18 protein-coding genes (1 of these 18 only partly in view) are annotated in these 26,704 nt (G+C 62.7%); 10 read left to right on the forward strand and 8 right to left on the reverse strand.

Features of this window, described 5'->3' with window-relative positions:
• Positions 1–27 precede the first annotated feature (27 nt).
• From CJ178_RS29140 to CJ178_RS29150, 3 genes are read right to left on the reverse strand one after another with little or no spacing between them, the layout of a single operon-like run.
• The gene (locus CJ178_RS29140) at positions 28–615 is read right to left on the reverse strand and encodes an AMIN-like domain-containing (lipo)protein (RefSeq protein ID WP_033236731.1); all 588 of its coding nucleotides are present in this window, start codon (positions 613–615) and stop codon (positions 28–30) included.
• A 55-nt stretch (positions 616–670) separates the two neighbouring features.
• Positions 671–1,072, reverse strand: a complete 402-nt coding sequence (locus CJ178_RS29145) for a YchJ family protein (protein ID WP_033236749.1) — start codon at positions 1,070–1,072, stop codon at positions 671–673.
• A 22-nt stretch (positions 1,073–1,094) separates the two neighbouring features.
• On the reverse strand, positions 1,095–2,657 hold the full coding sequence (locus CJ178_RS29150) for a long-chain-fatty-acid--CoA ligase (RefSeq protein WP_095888556.1): 1,563 nt from the start codon (positions 2,655–2,657) through the stop codon (positions 1,095–1,097).
• A gap of 257 nt (positions 2,658–2,914) precedes the next feature.
• Between CJ178_RS29150 and CJ178_RS29155 the strand changes: the two genes are divergently transcribed.
• The 5 genes from CJ178_RS29155 (at position 2,915) to CJ178_RS29175 (ending at position 9,165) form a co-directional block, all read left to right on the forward strand.
• On the forward strand, positions 2,915–3,688 hold the full coding sequence (locus CJ178_RS29155) for an ABC transporter ATP-binding protein (RefSeq protein ID WP_033236733.1): 774 nt from the start codon (positions 2,915–2,917) through the stop codon (positions 3,686–3,688).
• Positions 3,689–3,692: 4 nt separating this feature from the next.
• Entirely contained in the window at positions 3,693–6,227 is a 2,535-nt protein-coding gene (locus CJ178_RS29160) for an ABC transporter permease (RefSeq protein WP_033236734.1), read from the forward strand.
• A 72-nt stretch (positions 6,228–6,299) separates the two neighbouring features.
• Positions 6,300–6,746: a hypothetical protein gene (locus tag CJ178_RS29165; protein ID WP_045069580.1), complete on the forward strand. Its 447-nt coding sequence runs from the start codon at positions 6,300–6,302 to the stop codon at positions 6,744–6,746.
• A 104-nt stretch (positions 6,747–6,850) separates the two neighbouring features.
• Positions 6,851–8,026, forward strand: a complete 1,176-nt coding sequence (locus CJ178_RS29170) for an acyl-CoA dehydrogenase family protein (protein ID WP_033236736.1) — start codon at positions 6,851–6,853, stop codon at positions 8,024–8,026.
• Between the two features lie 8 nt (positions 8,027–8,034).
• Positions 8,035–9,165 carry an acyl-CoA dehydrogenase family protein gene (locus CJ178_RS29175; protein ID WP_095888557.1) on the forward strand — a complete coding sequence of 377 codons (1,131 nt, stop codon included), beginning with the start codon at positions 8,035–8,037 and terminating at the stop codon, positions 9,163–9,165.
• A 60-nt stretch (positions 9,166–9,225) separates the two neighbouring features.
• Here the strand turns inward: CJ178_RS29175 and CJ178_RS29180 are convergent, their stop codons facing one another.
• Positions 9,226–10,539: a DUF5691 domain-containing protein gene (locus tag CJ178_RS29180; RefSeq protein WP_257013515.1), complete on the reverse strand. Its 1,314-nt coding sequence runs from the start codon at positions 10,537–10,539 to the stop codon at positions 9,226–9,228.
• Positions 10,540–10,639: 100 nt separating this feature from the next.
• Here CJ178_RS29180 and CJ178_RS29185 point away from each other — a divergent pair, with 100 nt between their 5' ends.
• Both CJ178_RS29185 and CJ178_RS29190 read left to right on the forward strand, forming a co-directional pair.
• A complete protein-coding gene (locus CJ178_RS29185) occupies positions 10,640–11,887 on the forward strand; it encodes a hypothetical protein (RefSeq protein WP_257013517.1) in 1,248 nt (415 codons plus the stop codon).
• A 148-nt stretch (positions 11,888–12,035) separates the two neighbouring features.
• Positions 12,036–12,812: a hypothetical protein gene (locus tag CJ178_RS29190; RefSeq protein WP_033236739.1), complete on the forward strand. Its 777-nt coding sequence runs from the start codon at positions 12,036–12,038 to the stop codon at positions 12,810–12,812.
• 16 nt (positions 12,813–12,828) lie between these two features.
• Here CJ178_RS29190 and CJ178_RS29195 read toward each other — a convergent pair whose 3' ends face one another.
• On the reverse strand, positions 12,829–13,776 hold the full coding sequence (locus CJ178_RS29195) for an aldo/keto reductase (RefSeq protein ID WP_084702989.1): 948 nt from the start codon (positions 13,774–13,776) through the stop codon (positions 12,829–12,831).
• Between the two features lie 194 nt (positions 13,777–13,970).
• On the opposite strand from CJ178_RS29195, the gene CJ178_RS29200 reads away from it, so the two are divergent.
• Together CJ178_RS29200 and CJ178_RS29205 are read left to right on the forward strand one after the other, a co-directional pair.
• Positions 13,971–14,408, forward strand: a complete 438-nt coding sequence (locus CJ178_RS29200; RefSeq protein ID WP_045069590.1) for a hypothetical protein — start codon at positions 13,971–13,973, stop codon at positions 14,406–14,408.
• Positions 14,409–14,410: 2 nt separating this feature from the next.
• Entirely contained in the window at positions 14,411–18,274 is a 3,864-nt protein-coding gene (locus CJ178_RS29205) for a cation-translocating P-type ATPase (RefSeq protein WP_095888558.1), read from the forward strand.
• Between the two features lie 54 nt (positions 18,275–18,328).
• On the opposite strand, the gene CJ178_RS29210 is transcribed toward CJ178_RS29205, so the two are convergent.
• Entirely contained in the window at positions 18,329–23,815 is a 5,487-nt protein-coding gene (locus CJ178_RS29210) for an ATP-binding protein (RefSeq protein WP_095888559.1), read from the reverse strand.
• Positions 23,816–24,498: 683 nt separating this feature from the next.
• Positions 24,499–25,200: an HD domain-containing protein gene (locus CJ178_RS29215; RefSeq protein WP_172937465.1), complete on the reverse strand. Its 702-nt coding sequence runs from the start codon at positions 25,198–25,200 to the stop codon at positions 24,499–24,501.
• Positions 25,201–25,374: 174 nt separating this feature from the next.
• On the opposite strand from CJ178_RS29215, the gene CJ178_RS29220 reads away from it, so the two are divergent.
• Positions 25,375–26,349 carry a sigma-70 family RNA polymerase sigma factor gene (locus tag CJ178_RS29220; protein WP_045069594.1) on the forward strand — a complete coding sequence of 325 codons (975 nt, stop codon included), beginning with the start codon at positions 25,375–25,377 and terminating at the stop codon, positions 26,347–26,349.
• Between the two features lie 69 nt (positions 26,350–26,418).
• Here CJ178_RS29220 and CJ178_RS29225 read toward each other — a convergent pair whose 3' ends face one another.
• Positions 26,419–26,704: the 3' portion of a VOC family protein gene (locus CJ178_RS29225; protein ID WP_033236742.1), read on the reverse strand. Its footprint extends 122 nt past the window's final position; 286 of the gene's 408 nt are visible here — the last part of the coding sequence; its start codon lies off the right edge, out of view; its stop codon occupies positions 26,419–26,421.

Here is a 26,704-nt window from a genome sequence, read left to right on the forward strand (position 1 = left end):
CCTCGAGTGTGCTTGAGGTCAAGCCCACTACTTGGCTACGTCTACCACCACACGCGTGGGGTTCGTCAGCAGCGTCACCGAGAATGGCTGCTTTTCCGTTACGCCGACGAACGACTGTGTGACACCTTCGAAGACCGACGACCCGTTGACTTCGGTGACAACTCCACCAGCGATTCCGGGGACGGGGTTCGGGCCGGAGTACTGTTCCACGCCGCTGTCGAACGGGTAGGCGGAACCGTCGATCAGCACCTGGATTATTGCGCCGCCGGCAATCTCCATGGGCTTGCCGCTGCCTTCCTGAACAGCCGCGTCGACGTACTTGACGCGCCATCCGGGGGTTCCGGTTCCACCCATCTCGTACACGACGCGGTCGAAGTTCTCGTGCGAGCCGATCCGGACGTCGGTGACGGTCAGCTTCGATTCTGCGACGGCTGCGGCGGTTTTGTCCGAGCTGTCGGTTGGCGCGGGTTCTGCGGCTGCGGCGCTCGTGGTCGCGGAGACCGAGGTGGTGACGGCGGTCGGTGTGGTCTCTGCGGTCTGTGAGCACGCGGTCAGGCCGGCCCCCACGATGATGGCAGCGATGGCGGCAACTGATTTAGTCCGGTTCGTTGTCATGGTTCGATCGTAGGACTCTCAGTCCGTGGCTCTGCGACGGCGTGCGCGGAGTTACCTAACCGATATCGCCGTCGACGTAGAGCCAGCGGCCGTCGATTCGAGCAAATCTGCTGCGCTCGTGGAGGTTTCCGCGTTCGGTCCCGTAGGAGTAGTGGGCGCGGAATTCGACTGTGCCGTCGGAATCGAACAGGCTTCCGCGCTCGGTGGAAAGAATCTCGAGCCCGGTCCAACGCTGGTGCGGGTCCAGATCCAATGTGGCGGGACGGTGATCGGGATGCCAGGTCCGTTTCAGATAGTCGGTGTCCATGAGGGCAAATGCCGTGTACCTCGAGCGCATGAGAGTTTCAGCGGTCGGTGCGGACGCACCACCCTCGAGATATTTGCCGCAGCAGTCGGCGACGGAATTGCCGGTGCCACACGGGCAGAGTTGGGCGGTAATGGGGCGGCGTGAGGTCACCACCCCATTACAGCACGCGAGCTCAGACCAGCTTGCTTTCGTGGTTGTCCCAGTACGGCTTACGAAGATCTCGTTTGAGGATCTTGCCCGTCGGATTCCTCGGGAGTATCTCGACAATATCGATACTGGTGGGGCACTTGAACTTTGCGAGACGCCCCTGGGTGTACGTGATCAGTTCGGCTTCGGCGATCTGGGTGTCGGCATGCAGGACGACCACGGCTTTGACGGTTTCGCCCCACCGGTTGTCCGGTACGCCGATTACGGCGACTTCGGCGACGGCGGGGTGCTCGACGAGGACTCGTTCGATTTCGGGTGAGTAGACGTTCTCTCCGCCGGTGATGATCATGTCTTTGAGGCGATCTTCGATGAAGACAAATCCCTCGGAATCGGCGCGGCCCATGTCGCCGCTGCGCAGCCAACCGTCCGGTGTGATTGTTTCAGCAGTGGCTTCGGGCTTGTTGAGATATCCCGGCGTGCATTGCTCCGATCGCCACCAGAGTTCTCCGACGGTTCCGGCGGGGGTGTCCTCGAGAGTGACGGGATCGACGATGCGCATCTCGACCCCCGGAATGGCGGTGCCCGCCGATGCCATGCGTTCGACTTGCGATTCGTCGCGGTGGACGTCAGGCATGAGAGCGGTGACAACACCGGCCATTTCGGTCATGCCGTAGACCTGGACGAACTCGGTGTCCGGCCAGGCCGCCAGCGCTCCTCGCAGCAAAGGCAGAGGCATAGGGGCTGCGCCGTAGGTGATGCGTTTGAAGGCGCGGAAGGCGGCGACGGCCTGATCGCCTGCTGCCAGGACACCGGCGATCACGGGTGGCACCAGGAATGCGATGTTTGCGCCTGCGGCGAGGCCGGCGAAGATCGACGGTCCGTCAGCTTCGCGGGTGAAATAACAGCGTCCGCCTGCGTGAATTGCCATGATGGCGTAGCAGGTTCCTCCGACGTGGAACATCGGCATGGCGACCAGGAATATGTCGTCATCGTGTTTCGGTAGGAGTTCGAGGACATTGTTGCTGTGCGCGAACAGGTTTCGGTGGGTGAGTTGAACTCCCTTGGGGCGTCCGGTCGTTCCGGAGCTGTAGAGGATCAGGGCTGTGCTGTCGGCGGTGACTACGGGACGAGCTGCCAACGGCGGGGCTTCGTCGAGCCACGGTTCGAATTCGTCGTTCTCGCTACCGACGGCGATGATCAGTTCGACGGCGGTGAGGCGATCGCGCATGGCAACGACCTGAGGGAGGAGTTCGTTACCGACAAATAGGATGCGTGCCCCGCAGTCGCCAAGGATGTAGTCGAGTTCCTCGCCGGCGAGCCGCCAGTTCGGAATGGCATTTGCGGCCCCGAGTAGTGAAGCGGCATAAGTGATTTCGAGACAGGAGAGATGGTTCTTGTCCAGGAAGGCGACGGTGTCTCCCGGTCCGATCCCGGATTCGGCGAGTGCGCCCGCGATGCGCAGGATGCGACCGTGCCACTGCGCCCACGTATAGGTGGTTTCCTGGAACGTCACGGCCGGTTCTTCGGGTTTGACGCTCGCCCAGTGTTCGAGTTGATCGAAGATGATTGCAGTGGCGGCGTCGGACATCGGACCACCTTTCTCGAGTGATGTGTGTCACAAGGCTAGTGGGCGGTTGGCGTCCGCATGTGTGTTTTCCGTTGACAACTCAGGGGAGTCCCTGTGGAAATCAGGGTGGTCCCTGATAGCGGTGGCGCCGAGTAGACGACAGGATGGAGCAGTGCCAGTTGGCGCCCGCGTGCTGTGGGGTGCTCGATCCATCGAAGAAGTTCCATCGAAGAAGTTCCACCGACGAAGACCCACCGAAGTGAAGACGAAAGGCGATCATGAGTTCGCACGCCCAAGATGTCGCGGCCCGCGCTGTCGGCCTGTCCAAGACGTACGGCACCGGGGATACCCAGGTGCATGCACTCAGCGCTGTATCCGCCGATTTTGCTCGGGGTGAGTTCACGGCGATCATGGGCCCGTCGGGTTCGGGGAAGTCGACGCTGATGCATTGCCTGGCCGGTCTGGATTCGGCGAGTTCCGGTTCGGTGCTCATCGGTGACACCGAATTGACCGGACTGTCGGACAAACAGATGACGGCGCTACGACGCGACCGCATCGGATTCGTTTTTCAGGCGTTCAATCTGGTGCCGACGCTGACGGCACTCGAGAACATCACGTTGCCGCTCGATATCGCGGGGCGCAAGGCCGATCCGGCGTGGTTGGACAATGTACTGACGAAGCTCGGTTTGAAGGACCGCCTGGATCACCGGCCGGGTGAGTTGTCGGGTGGGCAGCAACAGCGTGTTGCGTGCGCGAGGGCTCTGGCCGGTCAGCCCGAGATCATTTTCGGGGATGAGCCAACGGGCAATCTCGATTCGCGTTCCTCCGGTGAGGTTCTGTCGATTCTGCGGTCCGCGGTGGACGAGTTCGGTCAGACCGTGGTGATCGTGACGCATGATCCGCGCGCTGCTGCGTATGCGGATCGCGTCGTATTTCTGGCGGACGGCAAGATTGTCGACGAACTGCGTGAGCCGACGGCCGATTCCGTTCTGGATCGGATGAAGCGTCTGGATGCTCCGCAGGTTCCGGTCAACGTAGAAGCCGGAGCTTGACGATATGGCTTCGATAACCAATTCGCCGATGCGCAAGGTGTCGTTGCGTAACCTGGCGGCGCACAAGGTGCGGTTGGCGCTCACCGTGTTGTCGGTGGTGCTTGGTACGGCGTTTGTCGCCGGGTCGTTTGTGTTCACGGATACGTTGCAGAAGACGTTCGACTCGATTTTCGAGAACACCGCTCAGGGCGTCGACGTCCGGGTGTCGATGCCGGATCGCAACACCAGTGGCGTTCCGATCGAGGATGTCGACAAGCTGGCAGCCATCGACGGAGTTCGTGCCGTGGCACCTGCGGTGAGTGGACAGATCGTTCTGATCAACGCAGACGGTGGTGCCGTGCAAACAGGCGGCGCTCCGAGCATCGGTACGTCGTACCTGCCGGCAGAGCGGGCGATCACACCGCCCGATCCGTACTCGGAAGGTGGCCCACCTGAGGCTGCCGGGGATATCGCATTGAATGCGAGTGCGATGGAGAAGGCGGGTTTGTCGGTCGGCGACCAGGCTCGGATACTGGTGCCGGCAAGAGGAATCGTCGATGTCACGGTGACAGGTATCTACGAGGGGTCCGGTAGTGACACCGGAGGTTTCATCGGAGCGTTGTTCACCGACGAGCAGGCACGCAGCCTGTTCACGGACGGTAAGCATGTCGACTACATCGACGTAGCCGGTACCGGTCTGTCGCAGACCGAGATGCAGCAACGGGTGGAGCAGGTCTTCCCGGACTTGCAGGTGCAGACCGGAGACGAGGTCCGTGAGGAGACCAAGGCCGAGGTCGATACCGCGCTCAGCTTCATCAACTACTTCCTGCTGGCGTTCGGCGCTATTGCTCTCTTGGTCGGCACGTTCATCATCTACAACACCTTCTCGATGATCGTGGCGCAGCGGCTGCGTGAATTGGCACTGTTGCGTGCCGTGGGTGCGAGCCGGGCTCAGGTCGGCCGATCCGTCGTCACCGAAGCGCTGATCGTCGGATTGATCGGCAGCGTCATCGGATTGCTGGCCGGTATCGGACTGGCCTACGGGTTGCGCGGGTTGCTCAATGCCTTCGACGTCGGATTGCCGGAGGGCTCGCTGCAGGTCAGCCCACGGACGGTTGTTGTCGCGTTGGTTGTCGGCGTTGTCGTGACGACGCTCAGTGCCTATGCGCCTGCGCGGCGGGCGTCCAAGGTTCCGCCGGTTGCCGCGATGCGCGAGGAGTTCGCTTCTACCGGTGACTCGCTCCGTGTCCGGACGCTGATCGGCGCAATTCTCGGTGTTCTCGGCGTCGTCCTGGTGGTTGTCGGTTCGAGGGGCACCGGTCAGGGTGCGGCGCTGACCGTCGGCGGCGGAGCCTTTGCGCTGATCATCGCAGTTCTGCTCGGTTCTCCTGCGCTGTCGCAGCCCATCGTGGGTGCGCTCGGTGTTGTCTTCGCGAAACCGTTCGGCTCGGTGGGCCGTCTGGCGCGTACCAATGCGGTCCGCAATCCTCGTCGTACCGCGGCCACGGCCTTTGCCCTGACCTTGGGCTTGATGCTGGTGACGGTCATCGGGGTGTTCGGTTCTTCGGCCAAGGCGAGTATCAATGCGCTGATCGACGTTGGCGTGACCGCGGATTACATCCTGACGGGTCCCAATGCGGTGGGCGTGCCGCGAGGCGCAGCCGACGCAGTGCGCGCGCTCCCGGATGTGCAGAGTGCAACGTCGCTGCACGGGGTTCGGGCGACCGTGAACGGACAGGACGAGCAGGGTGCGTCGTTGGACGGTCCGATCGACGGGGTGCTCGACTACAACATCGTCGACGGAACTGCCGACCTGTCCGGAAACAACATGATGGTCTCGCAGACCACGTCGACCGACAACGGCTGGACAGTCGGATCGACGCAGACATTGGTCGGCGCGGACGGGACCCAGTACCCGGTTGTTGTTGCAGGAGTGTTCGAGGATAACCAGTTGATCGGTTCGTGGATCGTCTCGGACGAGGCGTATCAGGCCTTGATGCCGGTAACCAGCCTGCCTGATTTTGCGGTTCTCGTGAAAGCGAAGCCGGGTGCCGATGTGACGGCCTTGCGCGGCGAACTCGAGCAGGCCACGGAAAAGTACGTGGTTGTCCAGGTTCAGGATCGTGAGGAGTTCAAGGGAACCCAAGGGCAGCAGATCAATACGTTGCTTGCGATTTTGTACGGACTCCTGGCGCTGGCGGTGGTGATCGCGATTCTGGGCATCATCAACACCTTGGCTCTTTCGGTTGTGGAACGCCGTCGAGAGATCGGCATGCTGCGGGCGGTTGGTATGCAGCGGGCTCAGATGCGGCGCACGATCTACCTCGAATCCGTTCTCATCGCGGTCTACGGTGCGGCCGTCGGTGTGGTGCTCGGCATCGGATTCGGTTGGGGATTCGTCAGCACGCTCCGGGATCAGGGCCTGGGCGAGATCACGATTCCGTGGGGTCAGGTTGCGTTGATGCTGGTCGGTTCCGGCATCGTCGGTGTGCTCGCGGCACTGTGGCCGGCCAATCGAGCGGCCAAGACGAAGCCGCTGGAGGCTATCGCAGACCTCTAGGCGGCGGAGCCGCACGTGCGCACTTTTGGCTGTTCACGCTGCCAAAAGTGCGCACGGGTAGCGTTGCTACCCATGATTACTCTTCAAGAAGTCGGCGATCGTGAATCCTGGCGCTGCTGGCTGTGTGACGAGCCCGTCGACCCCGATATGTCGGTGAACGATCCGCGTGGCCCGAGTGTCGACAGCATCAACACCGCCAAGAAGGGCGGCAAGTCCAAGGGCGGTGTGGAGCGACTCGCACACCGCGCGTGCAACACCAAGAAGGGTGCTGTCAAACCTGTTGTGGCGTGGCCGGATCGGTTGTTCGTGGTTGATCCCGCGCCGATCATCGGTGTTGTGGAGCAACTCGAACGTAAAGGCGGCCGGGTCGCGGTTGCACGTTGCCCCGGCAAGGACGACGCCCAGGACGCGTCGGAGTGGTTGCTCGATCGGCTCTCGCGATTGGCTCCGGATCTGAACGTCGAAACGAGCATCGACCCAGCTGGTGGTGGGTTCCTTTTGGTTTTGAAAACCGTGTAGTCGGATTCGGTCCGCCTTTTCTCCGGGTGTCCTAGCCTTGTCGTGAGCGATCGGGGTACGGTCGAGTCGAACATGAATCCGGTTTCGAGTGCGAAGGAATCACGATGAATCTGGCGTTGACCGACGAGGAACTGGCGTTCCGGGACGAAATGCGGACTTTCTTCCGCACACAGATTCCTGAATCGACCAGGAACGCGTACGCCCACGGGGAAGAGCTGGGGCGCGACCGGATGGTCGAGTCGCAGCAAATCCTCAACGCCCACGGCCTGGCCGTGCCGCACTGGCCGGTCGAGTGGGGCGGAAAGGATTGGACTCCGGTTCAGCACAACATCTGGCTCGACGAGCTGCAGTTGGCGTCTGTTCCGGAGCCACTTGCGTTCAACGCGAACATGGTCGGACCGGTCATCGCGGCTTTCGGTTCGCAGGAACAGAAAGAGAAGTTCCTCCCCGCGACGGCCAACCTCGATATCTGGTGGTGCCAAGGATTTTCGGAGCCAGAGGCAGGTTCCGATCTCGCGTCGCTCAAGACCCGCGCTGTCCGTGACGGTAACGACTGGGTGATCAACGGCCAGAAAACCTGGACCACGCTCGGTCAGCACGCAGACTGGATCTTCTGCCTCGTTCGCACCAATCCCGATGCGCCCAAGCGGCAAGCGGGAATCTCGTTCATCCTGGTCGATCTGAAGACGCCGGGTGTGACGGTCCGTCCGATCAAACTGATCGACGGTGGCTACGAGGTCAACGAGGTCTTTTTCGAGGACGTCCGCGTTCCGGGCGAGAATCTGGTCGGCGAGGAGAATCAGGGCTGGGGCTACGCCAAGTTCCTGCTCGGCAACGAGCGCACCGGTGTCACCCGCGTCGGTTTCTCCAAAGTTCGTGTGGCTCAGGCAAAAGCGCGTGCAGCCGAAGTCAAGGTCGGGAACGGGACGCTTCTCGAAGACCCCTTGTTCGCCGCGCGTCTGGCCGAGCTCGAAAACGAGTTGCTTGCGCTGGAGCTCACCCAACTGCGTGTTGTCGCAGGGTCCGCGGACGGTAAGCCGAACCCGGCTTCCTCCTTGCTGAAGTTGCGTGGCTCCGAATTGCAGCAGGCCAGCACCGAGTTGCTGATGGACGTCGCCGGCCCCGATTCGCTGCCGTTCGACGCTGGCACCGACATCGCGTCGGCGGGCTGGGCACAGCACTCGGCCCCGGCTTACCTGAACTACCGCAAGGTATCCATCTACAGCGGATCGAGCGAAGTGCAGCGCAGCATCATCGCCTCCTCGATCCTCGGATTGTGAGGCGTGGCATGGACTTCGAACTCAATGACGAACAGAAGCTTCTTCGTGACACCACCAAGGATCTTCTCGCACGTAGCTACGACGCGGAAAAGCGAAATGCCACTACCGATGCAGACCCTGGGTGGAGCCCGCAGGTGTGGAAGCAGTTGGCGGAGGTCGGACTGCTTGGTCTGACGTTCTCGGAGGACGACGGCGGAATGGACGCGGGTCCCGTCGAGATCGGTGCCGTCATGACCGAGATCGGTCGCAGACTTGCGCCCGAGCCGGTTCTGGACGCAGTCGTGACGCCGGGTGGCCTGATCTCCGAAGGCGGCAGCGCCGAGCAGCGATCGTCCATCCTTCCTGGAGTCGCCGAAGGTGTCACGTTCCTGGCGTTTGCCGATCAGGAACCTGGAATTCGTTGGCCTGCAACGCAGCGCGCGACGACGGCAACGCCGGCAGGTGACGGCTGGATCATCACCGGCATCAAGAATCCGGTCGGCCACGGTGGGACTGCGGACATCCTGGTTGTGAGCGCGAGCTTGCCGAGCGGCGGAGTGGGCCTGTTCCTGGTCAAGAGTGACGCATCGGGTCTGGAGCGCAAGTCGTACGCAACTCACGACGGTTTGCGTGGTGCGCAGGTCGAGTTCACCGATACTCCCGCCGAGGCGCTCGGTGAGGGCGGCGACGCTTCGGCTCTGATCCAGGCCGCTCAGATCCGTGAGCAGGCCGCCTTGTGTGCCGAGGCTGTCGGGGCGATGGAAGAGGCACTGCGCCTGACCACCGAATACCTCAAGACCCGCAAGCAGTTCGGGGTTCCGCTGGCCAAGTTCCAGACGCTGACGCATCGCGCAGCAGACCTGTACGTGTCACTCGAGTTGGCGCGCAGCATGAGTTTGTACGCGACTATGTCGCTGGCCGACGGTGTGGTCGATCCGGTCATCGCGTCTCGGGTCAAGTTGCAGATCGGGCGATCGGCGCGGCTGATCGGTCAGGAAGCAATTCAGATGCACGGCGGCATCGGTATGACGGCGGAGTATCCGGTGGGTCATTACGTCAGCAGGCTTGTTGCCATCGAACACACTCTCGGCAGCACCGAGGATCACTTGCGTGTGTTGGCTGTGGGCGTTGCCGACCATGAAATGGTCACTGCGGTCTGATCTTTCACGAGAGCTGATCGGGGTCGCATTCCGCAGTCGCGGGGTGCGGCCCCGATTTTGTCACTGTCCGGCCCGGAGCACGTCCAACCGGATTCGGCGCGCTTCGATGTGTGCGGCGGTCTCGGTGAACGCCCGTTGCCAGTCGGTGGACGCAGTGCGCTCGGCCGCGTCCAGCAGTAGTGCACCGGCCTCGAGGGGGAACCTGGCTTGCGCGCTTCGCAGCGTCGAGTAATGGCTGTGGCGAGAGTGGATGCCCAGTTCTTCGCCGGAGGCAGCGTGTTTGGCGGCTTCGCATTCGAGGGCGCTGACAAGTTTGTGGGCAATCGCCAGAGGCCAGGGGCGGTCGATGCCGTCCAGCAGGGCACTGCCGTCGACGCCGAGAAGGTAGCTGTCGGCATGGCCGGCAAGGATGTACGCGATCCGTTCGCGGGGATGTGCAATTGCGACGACGCGGCGGTCGGTGTTTCGGCCGTCCCGCTCGAGTAAAGCCGATGCCCAGGCCGGGTTCTTCTGCAGAACTGTTGCGGCGGTCCACGATTCGGTCATCACTTCGTGCCATTGTTTCTCGATGGGAATGCGAAGAACGTCGTGTGGTGAACCGATCATCGCTTCCCATAATGCCAAGGGAGTAGCCGTGACCACTTGTCGCAGCCACCATTTGCCGATTCCCTTGTACTGGGCCCCGACATCTTCGATACCGTCGCGTGGGGCTTTGTCGTCGAGTGAACCGGGCAGCCGAATGACGAGGCGAGGCCGTAGGGGTTTGGTCTCGAGCCGCACCCAGGTGTGAGCCCGGGTAGCCATACGTTCGGCAAACGGGGACTCGGGAAGTTGGCGGAGCAGTTGGATCGAACGCTCACGGACCGGCGGCGACAGATCGTCGAGTCCGCGTTCGAGAATGTCGTAGTCGTGCTCGCCCAGGCCGACGCTCAACCGGCTCAGGAACTCACGCCGTAAATCTGCGGGTTCGTTGTCCCACGCGATGTCGAGTTCTTCCGTTGCGAGTGCGGGGTCAACTGTTCGGATGTAGTCGAACCAGGCAAGGCGGTCGTCCGGGTCGGGTGAGAGCCACAGTTCGTCGCGACGTGACCCGACCCGACGCAATTGCGCCCAAGCAGGATTGTGGTCTGCAAGATACTGTCCGCGCGGGCCGGCGAGCCGAAGGAGTGCCTCGCGATGTTCGAGGTGGGTGCGCGCCGCTTCCATGAGCGCGGGAACAGTTGGTGCGGGGGCAACGTATCGGTAGGTTTCGGCAACCTCGAACCACTCGGGTAATGACGGTGACCGTGTCTCGAGCAGTGACGTCATGTGCGTGATCGCCGACGCGGGGAGCGTCGGACGCTCTGCCGTTCTGTCGGTTCGCAGCGAGATCACTTGCCTACGGTAAGGCAGGGGTGTGTCGACTTTCACTCGGGGTATCGGCGCGGATGTCGAGATTCTGGGAGAGTGGACAGCGGCACCTGGGAGGCTTGACATGGCAGAAATTCACGGCGTCACGGTGGGTGATGGAACCAGTGGGGCGGAAGTTAACAGTGGTGCAGATGTGTCGGTTGCCGAACGTCGTGCCCTGATTTCCAGCCATGTTCGAACCTGGTGTGAAGCAGGAATCGTCGAATCGAATCGCCCTGAGTTGTCCACCGAAGTCGCGCTGTTGTTGGCCGGTGGCTACGTCGACGACGAGACCAGGGCGATCATGGCCGATCGCCGCGCGGTCGGACGGTCGTTCCCGGATATCGGTGGTTGGTCCGAACTGAGGTACCTGACGGACGAGTACACGCGAACATGTCGACGGCTGAGCGCTGCCCGAATCGGTCCGGTGCAGGTTGTTCTGGAACGACGTGTGCAGGCCCTGGAGAAACGCGTCAACACCGCGCGCTCGGCGGTCGTTCGGTCCAATCGCCATTTTGCCAGCAGCGTCCGCGCTATTCGCAAGGATCGGCGTGACGGATTACATCTCGACGTGGAGCAGCGCGAAGCCCTGTTCGTCGGACTCACTCGTACGCCGGTTCCGGCGAAGTCGACTACTGGACTGGGCTCCGTTGCCGGTAGCGGGAGCGCGGCACTCGACAAACTCGCCGGACGGTTGGCAAGTATCGAGGGTTCCGGAGTCCTCGCCGACGCCGGCCGTCGTGTGGCCGAGGTGCTCGACGGCTTGGCGCCACACGACGACGGCGGCCTGGCCGGGAAATATGACGCGCTGCTCTATCTGGCCGGCAACGTGTACGACCGCATCGAGTCATCGAATGCCTGGCATTCCGATCATTTTGTCGTCCAACGCAATCAACTTGACCTTGCCGACGAGATCACCCAGATATCCGTGGATACGGTTGCGTTGCGGTCGATTCTCGCCGAACTCGACGAGGCCGCTGGCCTTGCGCGCGCCGAGGCAACCCGAGCGTCGATCGACTCGCGAATACGGGCCCTCGGCGCAGTGTGGGATCAGTTGGTCGAGCGAGTTGCGGCATTGGCGCGGATCGGTGACCTGGTCTCCCGGGCCGAAGATCAGCTGAGTTCGCAGCGCGCGGTTGCACATGCCGCGAGCTTGGACAGCCGCATCGACGACCTGCTCGCGCGGTCCGGATCGCGGGAGTTGTCGGCAGCCAACACGCACTATGTCGGGGATCAATTCGACGGTGTCGAGGAGTTGATGTTCGCCCACCGTGCGGCGCTGTACGGCGACATCGCACTTCTGACCTCTGGGAACGAGCGGCCCGCACCTTAGGTGTTGAAGCGAGGGCGCGGTAAGGTCGAGGTAAGTAGCCGGCCGTGAGCCGGATTCGCCGGGCGTTGGACGCGACAATTGTTCGCTGGCGCCTCACCCGCAGGCCGATCTGGCGATACCGGGCGCAACAGCTTCAAGAAAGTCGACCATGGAAGACACCGCAAGTCGTGGCATCAACGCGTTCATTTCCGAAGTAACCCAGCGTGGGGGCCAGGCCGTGCGGTTGACGCATTCGCGCCGCAACCCGGTGCAGGTGACGGGCAATGACGGCAGTACCCGCATCGTCCGGGTTCGGTCCAAGCTCGATGGTGATTGGCAGGCCAGGCGCCAGGACGAGTCGATCGAGAGCGACGACACTCGCTCCGAGTTCTGGGTTTTTGTCGATCTTGCGATTACGCCTCACCAGTTCTTCATGCTGCCGTCGGTGGAGGTGGCGGACGATATCCGGTCCGAGGTCGATCTGTGGATGATGGACACCCCTGGTCGCACCCGGACGGGGCATCACGCGATTGCGCGTGGACGAGTTGCCCACGGTCATGACCGCTGGGACGTTCTGGGCGTCGCTGCGGTCAAGGATCCGAGCATCCAGGTTGCAGCGCCGGTAGCACCGAAGCGCGCGAAGACTGCGGTTGTCGTCAAGAAGCGTCGTGCGAGCGCCGCCGACGACGAGATCCCGGTGATCGATCTGCGCGTCGAGGTGAGCGCCGATTGCCACGGGTACCGCTGGATCGGTCGATTCGACGAAACGAGCGGTGTACTCGAAATCATGCGTGGCCCCATGGAGGGACGAAGGTTCCCCAACCCGACAGCTGCTGCGAATGCTGTCACCGGACATATTTCCGGAGATATCGAGAGCTACGACGGTTGGGTGTTCTGGACTGTCGACGGCGCCGCGTTGGGTTCGCGGCACCGCCGAAGCGCCTAAGCTCCCGTCACTGCGCCTAAGCTCCCACTGCTGCAGACACTTGTTCGAGCAGGTCGAGCTCATCCGACGTGAGCACCAGATCCGGTGCGTCGAGTAGCGCCGGAAGCTGTTCCACTCGGCTGACGCTGGCAATGGGCGCGGTGATACCGGGCCGGGTCAGCAGCCAGGCCAAAGCGACGGTCGACATTTCACAGGTGTGATTTTCGGCGATCTCGGCAATCGCGTCGACCACCGCCAGGCCTGCGTCGCTGAAGTAACTTGCCGTGATGCGTTCGCGGGGACTTCCGTCGATATCCGCGCGGGTTCGGTACTTTCCGGTGAGGAACCCGGACGCGAGTGCAAAGTAGGGAAAGACGCTGATGTTGTTGTCGGTGGCGATCTTCGCGAGCTCCGGTTCGTACGATTTCCGGTGCACCAGGTTGTAGTGGGGCTGCAGCGCTATGGGTCGCGCGTACCCGTTCTCCTCGGTGATTCGCAACCATTCGCGCACGCGTTCGGGGGTGTAGTTCGAGATTCCGAGGTATCGAACCTTGCCGCTCTCGACCAGTGCGTTGAGCGCTTCGAGAGTTTCCTCGAGCGGTGTACTCGGATCGTCGAAGTGTGCGTAGTACAGATCGATGCGGTCGGCTTGGAGGCGGCGAAGTGACGCGTCCGCTGCTGCGGCGATGGTTTCTGCCTTCAACCCCTTGAAATCGGGGTGGCTGCCGACCTTGGTGGCAACGACTATGTCGTCCCGGAGGCCACGATCGGTGATCCACTTTCCGATGATGGTTTCGGATTCTCCGCCGGAGTTACCCGGAGCGGAGGCGGTGTACGAGTCCGAGGTGTCGATGAAGTTCGCGCCGGATTCGGCAAAGGCGTCGAGTATCTCGAAGGACGTCGCCTCGTCGGCGGTCCACCCGAAGGGGTTGCCGCCCAAGGACAACCGAAAAATGTCGATATCCGAGCTGCCGATTTTCGCCACTGCGCAGAACTCCCGTCGATGCAACGTCGACGCCATTCGCCGACGTTCGAACCGTACCGCGTAGCAGTCTCGTAGGGGGTGTGGCGTCCGGAGAGCGGGTCGAAATCGTTGCTGTTCGTGATTGCCTCTGGCGGTGTGGGGTATGGCCAATTGGTAATGAACCTTGTTCGACGGACTGTGAGAAGGAGAGTCCGATGTCGATGGTCAGTGAAGCGACGCGGGTAGTAACGGGCGCGGCGAGCGTGACCACCAGTGCGGTGGGAGCCGTGGGTGGTGGCGTTGTCGGAGGAGTGAACGGCGGAATCCGGGGCGCGGTCGGTGGCATGCGCGACGGTATGCGAGCAGGAAGCAAGTCGACGCCGACGGCTGTTCTCACACTCGCGGCGATGGGTGCTGCCGGTTTGGTCGAGTGGCCGATCCTACTGGGCGTGGGCGGCGCGGCCGTCGTGCTACGGCAGTGGGATCGTCCCGACGGTGAGCGGGATCGTCACGGTGAGAGAGAAGGTGAGCCGAAGAAAATCGAAAAGACTGCGAGAGCGGAACTGGGTGCCGCCCAGACGCCTGGTTCTGCGCAGGTGGCAGGTGTGGGCACGCCGGAAAAATATACGACCAAACCGGGACCGGTGGCGTGAGTATGTTCCCAGCCGGACTCACCGGACTTCTGTCCACGCCGTTTCGATCCACGGCCGAGCGCCAATTGATCGGACGGGCCTTCAGTACGGCCATTGCGGCCGCGGGAATTGTTCCGGCACTGGCAGGTTCGGTGACGCGGGTACCGAACCTGCCTGGATCGTCGTTGCTCGCGGCCGGCGTCTCGGTCCTGCATCATCAACCGGCTCTGCGTCAGCAGTTGGAACGTATGCTCGGGCGCGAATTGACCGATCTGATCCTCGAATCGGCCAAGTCGGTGACCGACGTGGTGACACAGGCCCCTGCGGCGTTGACGGTTGATCTCGGCATGCGGTCGCTGCTGCTCGGCGAGGCCTGGAGCCTGCGTAATGCATCGCAGGAGTGGGGTGTTGCCGTGTCGTCGGAGGTGCCGGACGGTGAGAGCCGCGGGCAAGGTGAGCGTCACGCGGAGCGAGTAGCGCTGGCCCAGTTGGCAAGTGGTGCTGTGATCGGTGCTGTCACACAGAATTCCGAGATCGCATCGACGGCAGTGCGCGTTGCGGCGCCGAGGGCGTTGCGGATTTCCCGAGAGGCGTTTGCCGCAGTACTGACGAGGGAGCTGTGGCAGCGCGAGGGATCGCTGGTTGTCGACCCCGGTGCCGCTCGGCGGCTCGACCGGGTCGACACAGTTCTGATCGATCCGCGTGTACTCCTCACACAGGAGCTTCGGGTGGCAGACATCCGCGGTGTCGCGGACTCGGACCGGGTTCATATCTGGAACCGTTCGCGGCGAAAACTGGGAAACGACAAGCTTACTGTTGGCTGGCATCGGATCGGCGGCGCGGATGTGCTTGTGCGTCCCACCCGCAAACCGTTGGCACAAGCCGTAGTAGCGGAATTGCGGATTGCTGGGGTGCGCGCCGTCAGCCTCGATGTCGACACTCTCGGGTCTCTGCGCGGCGGTTTCGACGAACTCCTCGAGGTTCCCGGCGACAGCGACCGAGAGGTCGACCGGGCTTTGGAATCGGCGCTGACGACGCTGTCGGAAGCCCGCGCACATGTCTGCGTGGTCAGTTCAGTCCGCCTCTCCGGGCCCGCTGTGCTCAGGATCGGTGTGGCCGAGCCTGATCGGGCGCCGCCGTCGGCGGATATCCTCGAACACGACCTTGCCGGAGTATGGCGCGTGCTGCATGCTCTGCCGGCGGCGCGGGCGGCGACGAGACGCGGCGTCGAATTATCCAGCGGTGCTTCGGTCCTGGGTGCATTGGTCATGCTTCCCGGCGTACGCGGACGCGGGCCGGGGCCGATTACGGTCGGGGCCGGCGCCGCGCTGTGGACCGGGTTCAGGTTGGCGCGCTCGGCAGTCGGTGTCGAAGTACCCGAAGGTTCCTCGCGTAACGACTGGCATGAACTGGGTACCGACGAAGTGCTACACGAACTACCGTCGCCCGACGAGAAGGCGCCGGCTGAAACACGATCCGGAAGCTTGGCGCGCGTCGCTGCGCCGGTCCGGGTGGGCCGTGACGTTCTGGATGCGGTCCGATCCGAGTTGTCGGATCCCTTGACGCCGGTGCTGGCGACGGGATCGGCGGCCAGTGCAATTCTGGGCTCGCCGATCGATGCATTTCTGGTGGGCTCCGTATTGACCGGCAATGCCACTCTGTCTGCGATCCAGCGACTGCACTCGGAACATGTTGTTCGTGAACTACTTCGGGTGCAGGAGCCGTTGGCGCGACGGGTATCGAACGGGTCGGAGCCTGAGCGGGTTCCGGCAGATCAATTGAGAATCGGCAATATCCTCGTTCTCGAATCCGGAGATGTGGTGCCTGCCGACGCTCGGCTTCTCGACGTCGATTCGCTCGAGGTCGACGAATCCTCTTTGACCGGAGAATCCATGCCGGTCGAGAAACAGACCGACCCCACTCCAGGAGTGCCGGTGGCCGAGCGAAGCTGCATGATCTACGCTGGCACAACCGTCGTTGCCGGCGCGGCTCGCGCAGTGGTGACCGCCGTGGGCTCGCAGACCGAAGCGCGCAAAGTCGATGTCCGGGCACCGCAGCGTGGCCCCGAAGTGGGATTGACGCACAGACTCCGAGATCTCACCCGAAAAACGCTCCCCGTCAGTCTCGGCGGCGGGGCGTTGGTGACCGCGCTAGGACTGCTACGTGGCACAGCGCTACGGCAGGCGGTGACCGGTGGCGTCGCTGTTGCCGTTGCCGCTGTGCCGGAAGGTCTGCCGTTGGTTGCCACGCTGGCGCAGCAGGCCGCTGCGCGCAGACTGACCTCGGTGGGAGCGCTGGTACGTTCACCGCGTTCGATCGAAGCGCTGGGTCGTGTGGACGTGGTGTGCTTCGACAAAACCGGAACGCTGAGCGAGAACCATCTGCACGTCGCGGCAGTAGAGCGGGTCGACGGATGGCGGGGAAATCGGATTCTGGAAGTTGCCGCGCGAAGTGCCTTGAGTAACAGTGGAGATCAGGTCTTTCACTCGACCGACGCGGCTGTTGTCAGTGCAGCCGACGACGTTTTGGCGCATCCACTTGTATTCGAGGATGCGGAAGCGTCGGCGATGGTGCCGTTCCGATCCGGCCGGCCGTATTCTGCCGCGCTGATCGGGCATCGGATTGCCCTCAAAGGTTCACCCGAGTTCGTTTCGCATGCAGCCGCATCGAAAAAGCGTGTGTCCTCAGGGCATGTCAAGAAGATGGCAAAGCGCGGACTCCGGGTCATCGCGGTGGCTCAGCGTGAGCTGTCCGAGTCGGCCGCTCAGCGTGCTGCGCAGGATCCCGAGTTTCTGGAAGAGTGCTGCGCACATGATCTGGAGCCGGTGGGACTGCTCGGGCTTTCCGACACCCTCCGCTCCGATGCCGGGCAACTTGTCGCGGAACTTCGCGATCGGGGACTGGGCGTGCGGGTCATTACCGGCGATCATCCACTGACCGCGGCAGCGGTTGCGGGGGAGTTGGGGTTGGACGTGGACCCGGATGACGTGCTCACCGGTTCGGAGTGGGAGAACATGTCCCACACCGAAAAGGAGGCAGCGGTCGCGGAACGAACCGTGTTCGCGCGGATGACACCTGAGCACAAGGTGCAGGTTGTCCATGCTCTGGAGTCCAGTGGCTCGGTGTGCGCGATGGTGGGTGACGGCGCTAACGACGCTGCAGCGATCCGCGCTGCCAGCGTGGGTATCGGAGTTGCGTCCAGCGGAAGCGATCCTGCCAGGGGCGCCGCGGACATCGTCCTTCTGGAAGGTCGGGTCAGTGGACTGATCGACGCGCTCGACGAAGGAGCGCAGTTATGGCAGCGGGTGCGCTCCGCGGTGGGTGTCCTGCTCGGCGGTAACGCGGGTGAAGTGGCGTTTGCCTTGATGGGTAGCGCTTTGTCCGGGATATCTCCGCTCAATGCGCGGCAGATGTTGCTGGTCAATCTTATGACCGATGCGTTGCCCGCCGCGGCATTGGCAGTGAGTACGCCGACTGCCGAGGGCCGCAGCGATACGCCGGCCACGGACGCAGACGCTTTGTGGCGCACCATTGCCGTCCGCGGCGGCGCAACCGCGGCCGGTGCTCTGTCCGCGTGGATTCTTGCCCGGATGACCGGTCGAGCGCGGCGTGCGTCGACGGTGGCTCTGGTGGCGTTGGTGGGTACTCAGCTCGGTCAAACCTTGATCGAATCGAGAAGTCCACTGGTAGTCGCGACGGCTGTGGGGTCTGTTGGGGTGCTCAGCATTCTTGTCAGTACCCCGGTCGTGAGCCAGTTCCTCGGTTGCACTCCACTCGGTCCGCTTGCCTGGGCACAGGCAATCGGATGTGCGTGCGGCGCAACGACTCTAGCTGCCGTCGCCTCGCCCGTCATCGAGCGGTTGGTGCTGCCCGAGAACAAGAGCTGAAACACAGATGGCCCCCGCCGGAATTATCCGACGGGGGCCATCTGTCTGCTGTGATTACTGCTGCGCGACTGCGCGCTTCATGCCACGCTCGACGGCCGCGATGATCTGCGGACGCAGTTCGGCGGCAGGCACGATCGCATCCACCGATCCGACCTCACGGGCGCGCTGGATGTTGTGGATGGCCTCGAACTCCGATGCCACCTCGCCGAGCTTGTCGGAGCGCACTGCGATGCGCTGGGCACTCAGTTCGACTCGCAGGCGTGCCTTTTCGGTGTCGTCCTTCGCTGCGGCAAGATCCGATTCCAGCTGCTGAACCTTCGGGTCCTTGTTGGTGCGGGTGTTCACGTCGCGAGTGAACACCACCGCTGCGGCGGGTGCGCCGCCGAGGACGGACGCAAACGATCCTTCCACGGCCAGAACTTCCATGTTGTCGTTGAGTGCTCCGGAGAACACCACAAACGCGCCACCGTGGTAGCGGGAGACGACGCAGAACACGATCGGGCCGTCGAAGTTGACGATGGCCCGGCCGATCTCGGCGCCGTATTCCAGCTGAATGTTGCGCAGCGACTCGGGGGAGCCGTCGAAGCCGGACAGGTTGGCCAGCACCACGATCGGACGGTTGCCACTTGCAGCGTTGATGGCGCGGGCCGTCTTCTTCGACGAGTTCGGGAACAGCGTTCCCGACGTCCAGGTGTCCGGACCGTCGGCGGGGAAGTGTCCCTTACGCGGAATTGCGCGAGACTCGATGCCGACAACGGTGACCGGGTATCCGGAGAGGTGCGCGTCGATCACCACGGAGGTGTCTGCGCCGGCCATGTCGGCCCACCGCTCGAGCACGGAGTGGTCCTGGTCGACCACCGAACGCATGACCGTCCGAATGTCGAAGGGCTTCTTGCGATCCGGGTTCTTGACGGACGAGAAGACGTCGCCGACGGTCTCGAAGTCGCTCGACGGGTGGGTGTGCGGGAAACTACGCACGTCACGGTCGACCGGGTCGGCTGTGTTCGCCCGACGCGGGAAGCGTTCTCCGGGAGCGAGGTACGAGTGCGCGTAGTGGCGGAACAGGATTTCGCACGCGGCCGTGAGGTCGGGTGCCCAGTACTGTGCCTGGCCGTTGGGGCCCATGACGCGGTCGTAGCCGCCGATGCCGAAGTTGTCTTCAGCCGAGACACCACCGGAGTAGTCCAGTGACTGCTTGCCGGTCAGAACCATGGCGCTGTCCGGGGTCATCACCAGAATGCCCTTGGTGTGCATGAGCATCGTGGCTTCGGCGTTCCAGTACGGCTGCGCGCCGACGTTGATGCCGGTGACAACGATGTTGATCTCGCCGCCGTTCTGCGTGAACGTGATGATCCGGCGCAGGCCGCGGGAGACCCAGTCCATGTTCTCGGTGCCGCTGTCCATGGAGATGGTGGCACCGGAGGACAGTGCAAACCACTCGACGGGCACGTTCAGCTTCTCAGCCAGGTCGATGGCAGCGACAACGCGGGAGCACTCGGCCTCGGCAACAGTTCCCAGTGCTTTCGTGGGATCACCGAACAGTGCGACGCGGGTCATGCCCTCGGGGTAGCGAGGTGTCGGCGTGTTGACAAGTCCGACAACAATTCCGGCCTTGTTGAGGCCGAACGGGCGGTCGACGGGAGCCAGAACTCCGGCGTCGTCGAAATCGTGCTCGACGAACGTGCCCTTGTTGCCGGTGAGGAGTGGCACCAGTTCGTACGGGTAGACGGTGCCGCGAGCGCGTGAGCTCTGCACCTTCTGGGCGTACGAGTCGAGGGGGAGCAGCGGCTCGGTGGGCGGGGTGGTCTTGTTGATGACCACCCCGGCGCCGGCGCGGTACGAGAAGCGCAACGCAACTTCCTCGGGCGCTCCGCCCTTGGGATCCTTGAGACGCGTGATCAGGGTGATCTCTTCGATTCCGGCGCCGACGGTGAGGCGGGCGGCGTTCTGTGCGATCACGGAGAATCGATCAGCGGGAACGTCGGCAAGTGGCCACACGTAGAGAACAACCCGGTTGGCGGCAAGACGACGCTTGTCGCCGCGTTGGCTCTGGGCGCGGCGGATACCGTCGAGGCACGCGGCGAGGGTGCGTTCGATTGCGGGAAGCGCAACCATCCGGCCTTCGTCGTCGAGTTGCGGTGTCACGTCGCGAATCTCGGCCAGCGCGATCAGACGCTCGTCCGACGGGTTTTCCTTGGCGGAGAGGTGGAACAGGTAGGTGTTCTCCGGGGCGGGAAGGCGCTTGCCGTTGAAGTTCTTCAGACGCCACATGTCGAGACGCTGACCGGTCAACGGGTGCATGTCGCGAATGATCTGGTCCTCGACCAGTTCTCCGGCAACAGGGCGGAACGTGACCCAGCGGACCGGATCACCGTTCGGGTTGCAGACGATGACCGTCACGCGGCGTGAGCGGTTGACGGTCTCGTTGCGAGAGAGCGCAGTTCGGAGTGTCTCGACAAGAGTGTCACCGTCGGCCGGCTGATTCGGCCAGTCGAGGTAGATGTCGATCACCAGACCGCGACCGGCCGGGGCGTCCTGCGCGATCGTGGTGACGTCGTCGAGAGCGGTTCCGAGAGCGTCGAATTCGGCTACGGTCGAGACCAGATGGAGACCGTCACCCTTGAGGTCGAAGTTACCGGTGACAAAGCGACGGTCGACATGCTCGAATGCCCGCACGTCCTCGAAGGAGTGAATCTTGTAGTAGCGGCGCGTGATGACCTCGACCAACGGTCCGCCGTCACGGCTACCCAGACCGATCTTGCGGCCCAAGAGATCGAGCAGCGGTTCCGGCGTTGCCACGAGATTGGCGATCCGCTTGGCGCGGTCTGCAGCGTCCGGCTGCTCTTCGAGGTACGCGATGTTTCCGCGCACACCGTCGTACACGTCTTCGCGAACCTTGCGGATGCGCGGCTCGTCGAAGAACCGGAATCGAAGGTTGCGGGCGACGTCACCGATAACCGGGAAGCGCACCTGCGTTGCCACGATCAGCCGGTCGAGGACCTCGTTCAGTTCCTGCGCCGAGCAGCCGGGAGCCTTGTCGCCGGCGAGCCAGCCTTCGAGAAGTGCTGCGATGACCGGGATCTGGGCTTCCATGCGCTGCAATGCGAGGAAGAGTCGGTAGACAGCTTCTTCGACGGCGACACGATCGTCGAGATCGGTGACGTCGTAGTGGCGCAGGGCGCGCTCGAGGCGAGTGCGGAACGACGCCGGGACGCCCTCACGTTCGACGTCCAGCGAATGCAGGAACGTGTGGAAATGCTCGCGCGGGCTGTGGACGGACTCGTCCTTCTCCGTCTCGCCTGACGTGGGCTTGTTGCGGGAGAGCTCGCAGATATCGGCGAACGTGGTCAGAACGGCAAGTTCCGCCTGCACCAGTTCGCGATCTTCCGACTCGAGAGCGCTGCGCAGTGCGTCGTACTCGGCGAGAACCGCATTGGCATGCTTGCCGCTGACGTCGTAACCGCTGATCATCGCGGTCAGGGCTTCGAGCTGGGCCAGAGCGTCGGAGCGGGTGTCCGAACCGGAAGTCGAAGCGGACAGATCGAATTCGACGCGCGGAGCCTTCTCGGTGACAGCTTCGTCGCCTACCTGATCGACACGCAGCAGCGGTGCTCCCGCGTCGACCTGCGAGTTGACCGTCGCAAGGACCTCGCGGACCTTTCCGGCATACGGCGCGCGAACCGCGGTTTCCATCTTCATGGATTCGAGAACCACAAGGGTAGAACCGGCTTCGACGTCGTCTCCGACGGAAACCGGCACTGCGACAACCACAGCGGGAGCGGGCGCGCGGACAACACCGGCGTCGTCCTGGCTGATCTGGTGGCTGATGCCGTCGACCTCGACGAGGTAGCGCGACGGGCTTGCGACGGAGACAATGTGGAAACGTCGATCACCGATGACCAGGCGTGACTCGAAGTCGCCGAGCCGATCGACGTCCACCTCGACATCACCGGCATCGCCGTCGACGCGATAGCTGTGCGGACCGGTACGGCCGACGGTCAGCTTGTACGCCTGACCTTGGTAGTTGAGCTCGACGGTGCGGCCGATCGCGTGGTTGGCGCGGGGACGGCCACCACGGGCGGACGCGAGGAATGCTGCGCGCTCGAGCGATTCCTCGGCGTCGTAGGCGTCGATCGCGGTGGCGACAAGCGCGACGTCGGCGCGACGCGTCGTGGAATCCAGAGCGCCGGTGCGGTCCAGCCAACCGGTGTCGGCGGACGCCGAGATGACCTCGTCACGATCGAGAAGATCGAGGAGGAACGACTTGGTAGTGGTGCCGCCGTCGAGTACGACGGTGGTTTCCCGCAACGCCGTGCGCAGGCGTGCGAGGGCTTCCGGGCGGGTGCGTCCCCAGGCGATGACCTTGGCGACCATCGAGTCGTAGTCGGGAGGAATGACGTCGCCAGCCGCGATTCCGGTGTCGACGCGGATGCCCGAGCCGAGGGGGAACTTCAGCAACTGGACGGTGCCGGGTGCCGGCGCAAAATCGTTGTCGGCGTCTTCGGCGTTGAGACGAGCCTCGACGGCGTGACCGAATGCGGGCGGGCAATCGCCGACCAATTCCTCACCGCTGGCAACAAGGATCTGCAGCTTGACCAGGTCGATGCCCGTGGTGACCTCGGTGATGGGGTGCTCGACCTGCAGGCGTGTGTTGACCTCGAGGAACGTGAACAGCTTGTTCTCGGGCTGGTACAGGTACTCGACAGTGCCTGCGCCCTGGTATCCCGCAGCCTTGACGAGTTCTGCCGACACCTCTTTGAGGTGATCCGACTGCTCTTCGGTCAGGACGGGGGAGGCAGATTCCTCGATGACCTTCTGGTTGCGACGCTGAATCGAGCAGTCGCGGACGCCGGGGGCCCAGACATTGCCGTGGTTGTCGGCGATGATCTGCACCTCGACGTGGCGTGCGTCGGTGACCAGGCGTTCGAGGAATACGACGGGATCGCCGAAGGAACGTTCGGCCTCACCCTGCGTGCGCTCGAGTGCAACTTCGAGTTCGTCCTCGGCCCAGACCTTGCGGATTCCTCGTCCACCACCACCACTGCGAGCCTTGATGATCAGCGGGTAGCCGATGGCCTGTGCGTGACGACGAGCGTCGGCGCGCGTGTCGACCGGCCCACCGCTCCACGGCGCGACGGGGACGCCGACCTTCTCGGCGAGGATCTTCGCGGCAACCTTGTCGCCGAGCAGTCGCATGGCGTCGGCGCTGGGGCCGATGAACGTGATGCCAAGTTTTGCCACGATCTCCGCGAAGGCCGGATCTTCGGCGACAAAGCCCCAGCCGACCCAGACTGCGTCGGCCTTGGCTGCAAGCAACGCCCGTTCGAGTTCGACGTAGTCGAGATACGGACTGCCGGTTCCGGTGCTGCGCAGCGTTACGCCCTCGTCTGCCTGGCGAACGAACATGGCCCGACGCTCGGCCTCTGTGTGCAGTGCAATGACGCGAATGCCGTAGTCGTGTTCAGCATTCAGTTCGCGTACTGCCCTGATCAGGCGGACTGCGGCCTCACCTCGATTGACCACTGCGATTCGTTTGAACATTGTCACTGCCACCGTCCTTGATGAGATTCATACGTCGCGTACGACGCGATATGGGCTGATCGTGCGTCACATACCGTCATGCTGTGGTTTTGACTTGCTCCGGGTTGTGGGCACTGCTGCTGTGACAAAAACTGCGGTGATGCGAATTGCTAGCCCCCGGATACGCATCTGCAGGTGTTTGCCATGTGGGTTCGTGAGTCCGGTGACGCCGAGTGCACGCGTCACGCCTGTGGCATGGACTCAGAACCGCTCCAATCACGAAATAGCAACATAGTGTTTCTGCCTCCAGGGAGTCCCTGGTTTATCTAAGGATGCAGTATGTGCGCCCACATGTCACCTGGGCGAATTCAAGAATATTAGTCAACGTGAACTGCGGTAACGCTTATCGTTTAATTGGCTGTGCCACAGACACTTTCGGCGTTGTGATGCGGATCACGGAGCGCCGAGTCGGGGCCGAAAACGAATACTCGTGGGTAACAAATTCGATTCTGGCGCAGTAGTTTTGAATTTGCCCTATGCTACTGGCCAGTGTTACCCGTCGGTACTACTGGCGAGTACGTTAACGCCACGCAAATGCAGAGCAAGGAAATTGCGTCTCACAGGTTTAATCGGATCTACCCCGGCGCGGCCCCGAGTGACTCGCGGCAAGGGTTCAACCCAGGCCTCACTGCGATGACTGCCAGTTACGTTGCTGTAGAAGTGCTTTCGGGCTCGCGGGGATCTGAGCTCTCAACCGGAAGTCGAGCCTCCAGTTCGTCGAGATGGTGAGTGATGTCGTCAAGTCCGGACTGGGGAAGATTCAACTGGTTACCGAGTGTGCTTGCCCCCGTGCGGAAATACCGGACCAGGGGGGCGTACTTGGCGGACAGCCTTGTTCGCGTCGGCTCGCCGAGATGCTTCACGCTGCCCGCGTTGTCGACGAAATCGCTGAATTTGACGAGAAATACGGCGGGATCTTCAATTGCCGCCACGACATGATCCTGATAACTGACAGTATTTCCATCTTGACTGTCGTTGATCGGATTAGTAACGGCTGCAACGATATTCGCTACTCGACTGCCGAAGGTATTCGAAATGGCCTGTGACGCTAACTGTTGGAGTAAGGATTTGTCCTCTTCGGAGGTCGGGTGGCCGGACAACAGTTCGATAACGGCGCGGGGTTGATCTTCCACCGTGTCGTGGAGAGCCGTGGCCGCCAGAACGTCGGCATCGACGCATCCGTATCGGAGGAGCCTGAGAACATTGCGCAACGGGTGGACGATATAGGGGTCCTCCGGGTTTTTGATTCCGTTCTTGCGGTTCTGGTCGATGTGAGCGAGCGCGGCTACATTCATCGCTTGCTGCAAGGCTTCGACGGAAATGGACGCCCGCTCCGCTGCCTCCAAGACTGCGAGCGCAAGGAGTGCTGGGTCCATCTCTTTGAGAGCGATAGCGTCGAAAGTGTGGCTGATCGATGTGGTGTCGTGCATAGGAACCTCTCGTTTGTGGGGCAGGAAATGACATGTGTTGTTGCCTCGAGTCCTCCTGTGTATCTCGGCTTTGGCAACTAGTCTGAGGAAATGACAGTCGATCAGGCGTTGGACAGCGATTTTCTGACACTTGCCGATCCGTATCGGCGAGAGCTTCTGGCGCACTGCTATCGCATGATGGGTTCCATCCATGATGCTGAGGACCAGGTCCAGGAAACATTCATCCGCGCGTGGCGGGGGTTCGACGGTTTCCGCGGCCAATCGTCGTTTCGAACCTGGCTTTATCGTATCGCGACGAATACGTGTTTGACCGCCTTGGAAGGGCGCGCCAAGCGACCACTTCCGACAGGGTTGGGTGCGCCCAGTTCGGATCCATCCGACGAGTTGATCGAGCGCAATGAGATCGCCTGGCTCGAACCTATCGCCGACTCGTCGCTGGGTGATGTGAACGATCCGGCCGTCATGGTGGTGCAGCGAGATTCGGTGCGGTTGGCATTGATCGCGGCGCTGCAGCATCTCTCTCCGAGGCAGCGAGCGGTATTGGTGTTGCGCGACGTGTTGCAGTGGAAAGCGGCAGAGGTAGCCGAAGCCCTCGATACCACCACGACCGCGGTCAACAGCGTTCTACAACGAGCGCGCGCACAGATCAGCAATATCGCGCCTACCGAAGACACTCTCATCGAACCCAGTTCCGGGGAAGCGCGAACATTGCTGCGTGAATACGTCCGTAGCTTCGAGAGCTACGACGTCGACGCCATCGTCGCGCTGTTCACGCGCGACGCGGTCTGGGAAATGCCGCCGTTCGAGGGTTGGTACCGCGGCCCCGAGGCGATCGGCCAGCTCATCGGGGACAAATGCCCGGCCGACGGGCCAGGGGCAATGCGTCTACTACCTACATCGGCCAACGGTCAGCCGGCGTTCGGGCTCTACATGCGTCAGGAGGACGGCATTCACCATGCCTTCCAGCTGCATGTTCTCGACGTCACCGAGTCGGGGATATCGCATGTGACCTGCTTCTTCGATCTCAGCCTGTTTCCCAGGTTCGGTCTACCGGCCGAGCTGTAATAAATCAGGGGTTGCACGCGAAACCCGCGCACAACCCCTGACGGTTGCAGTCTTACTGCGGATTCGCCACTACTGGGGATTTGCCGCAGCCGGGTCCATCCACATGACCTCCCAGACGTGATTGTCGAGGTCGCGGAATGCACGTCCGTACATGAAGCCGTGATCCTGAGGCTCCATCCACTTGGTGCCGCCGGCCGCGATGGCTGCATCGACAAAGCTGTCCACCTCTTCTCTGCTCTCTGCAGAGATGCACATGAGGGCTTCGCGGGCTTTCGACGTGTCACAGATGTCGTCCGCGATGAAGTCGCCGAATCGGGGCTCGTTCAGGAACATGACAGTCGCCGCATCGCTGACG

The organism is Rhodococcus sp. ACPA4 (assembly GCF_002300185.1).
Classification (GTDB): Bacteria; Actinomycetota; Actinomycetes; order Mycobacteriales; family Mycobacteriaceae; genus Rhodococcus_F; species Rhodococcus_F globerula.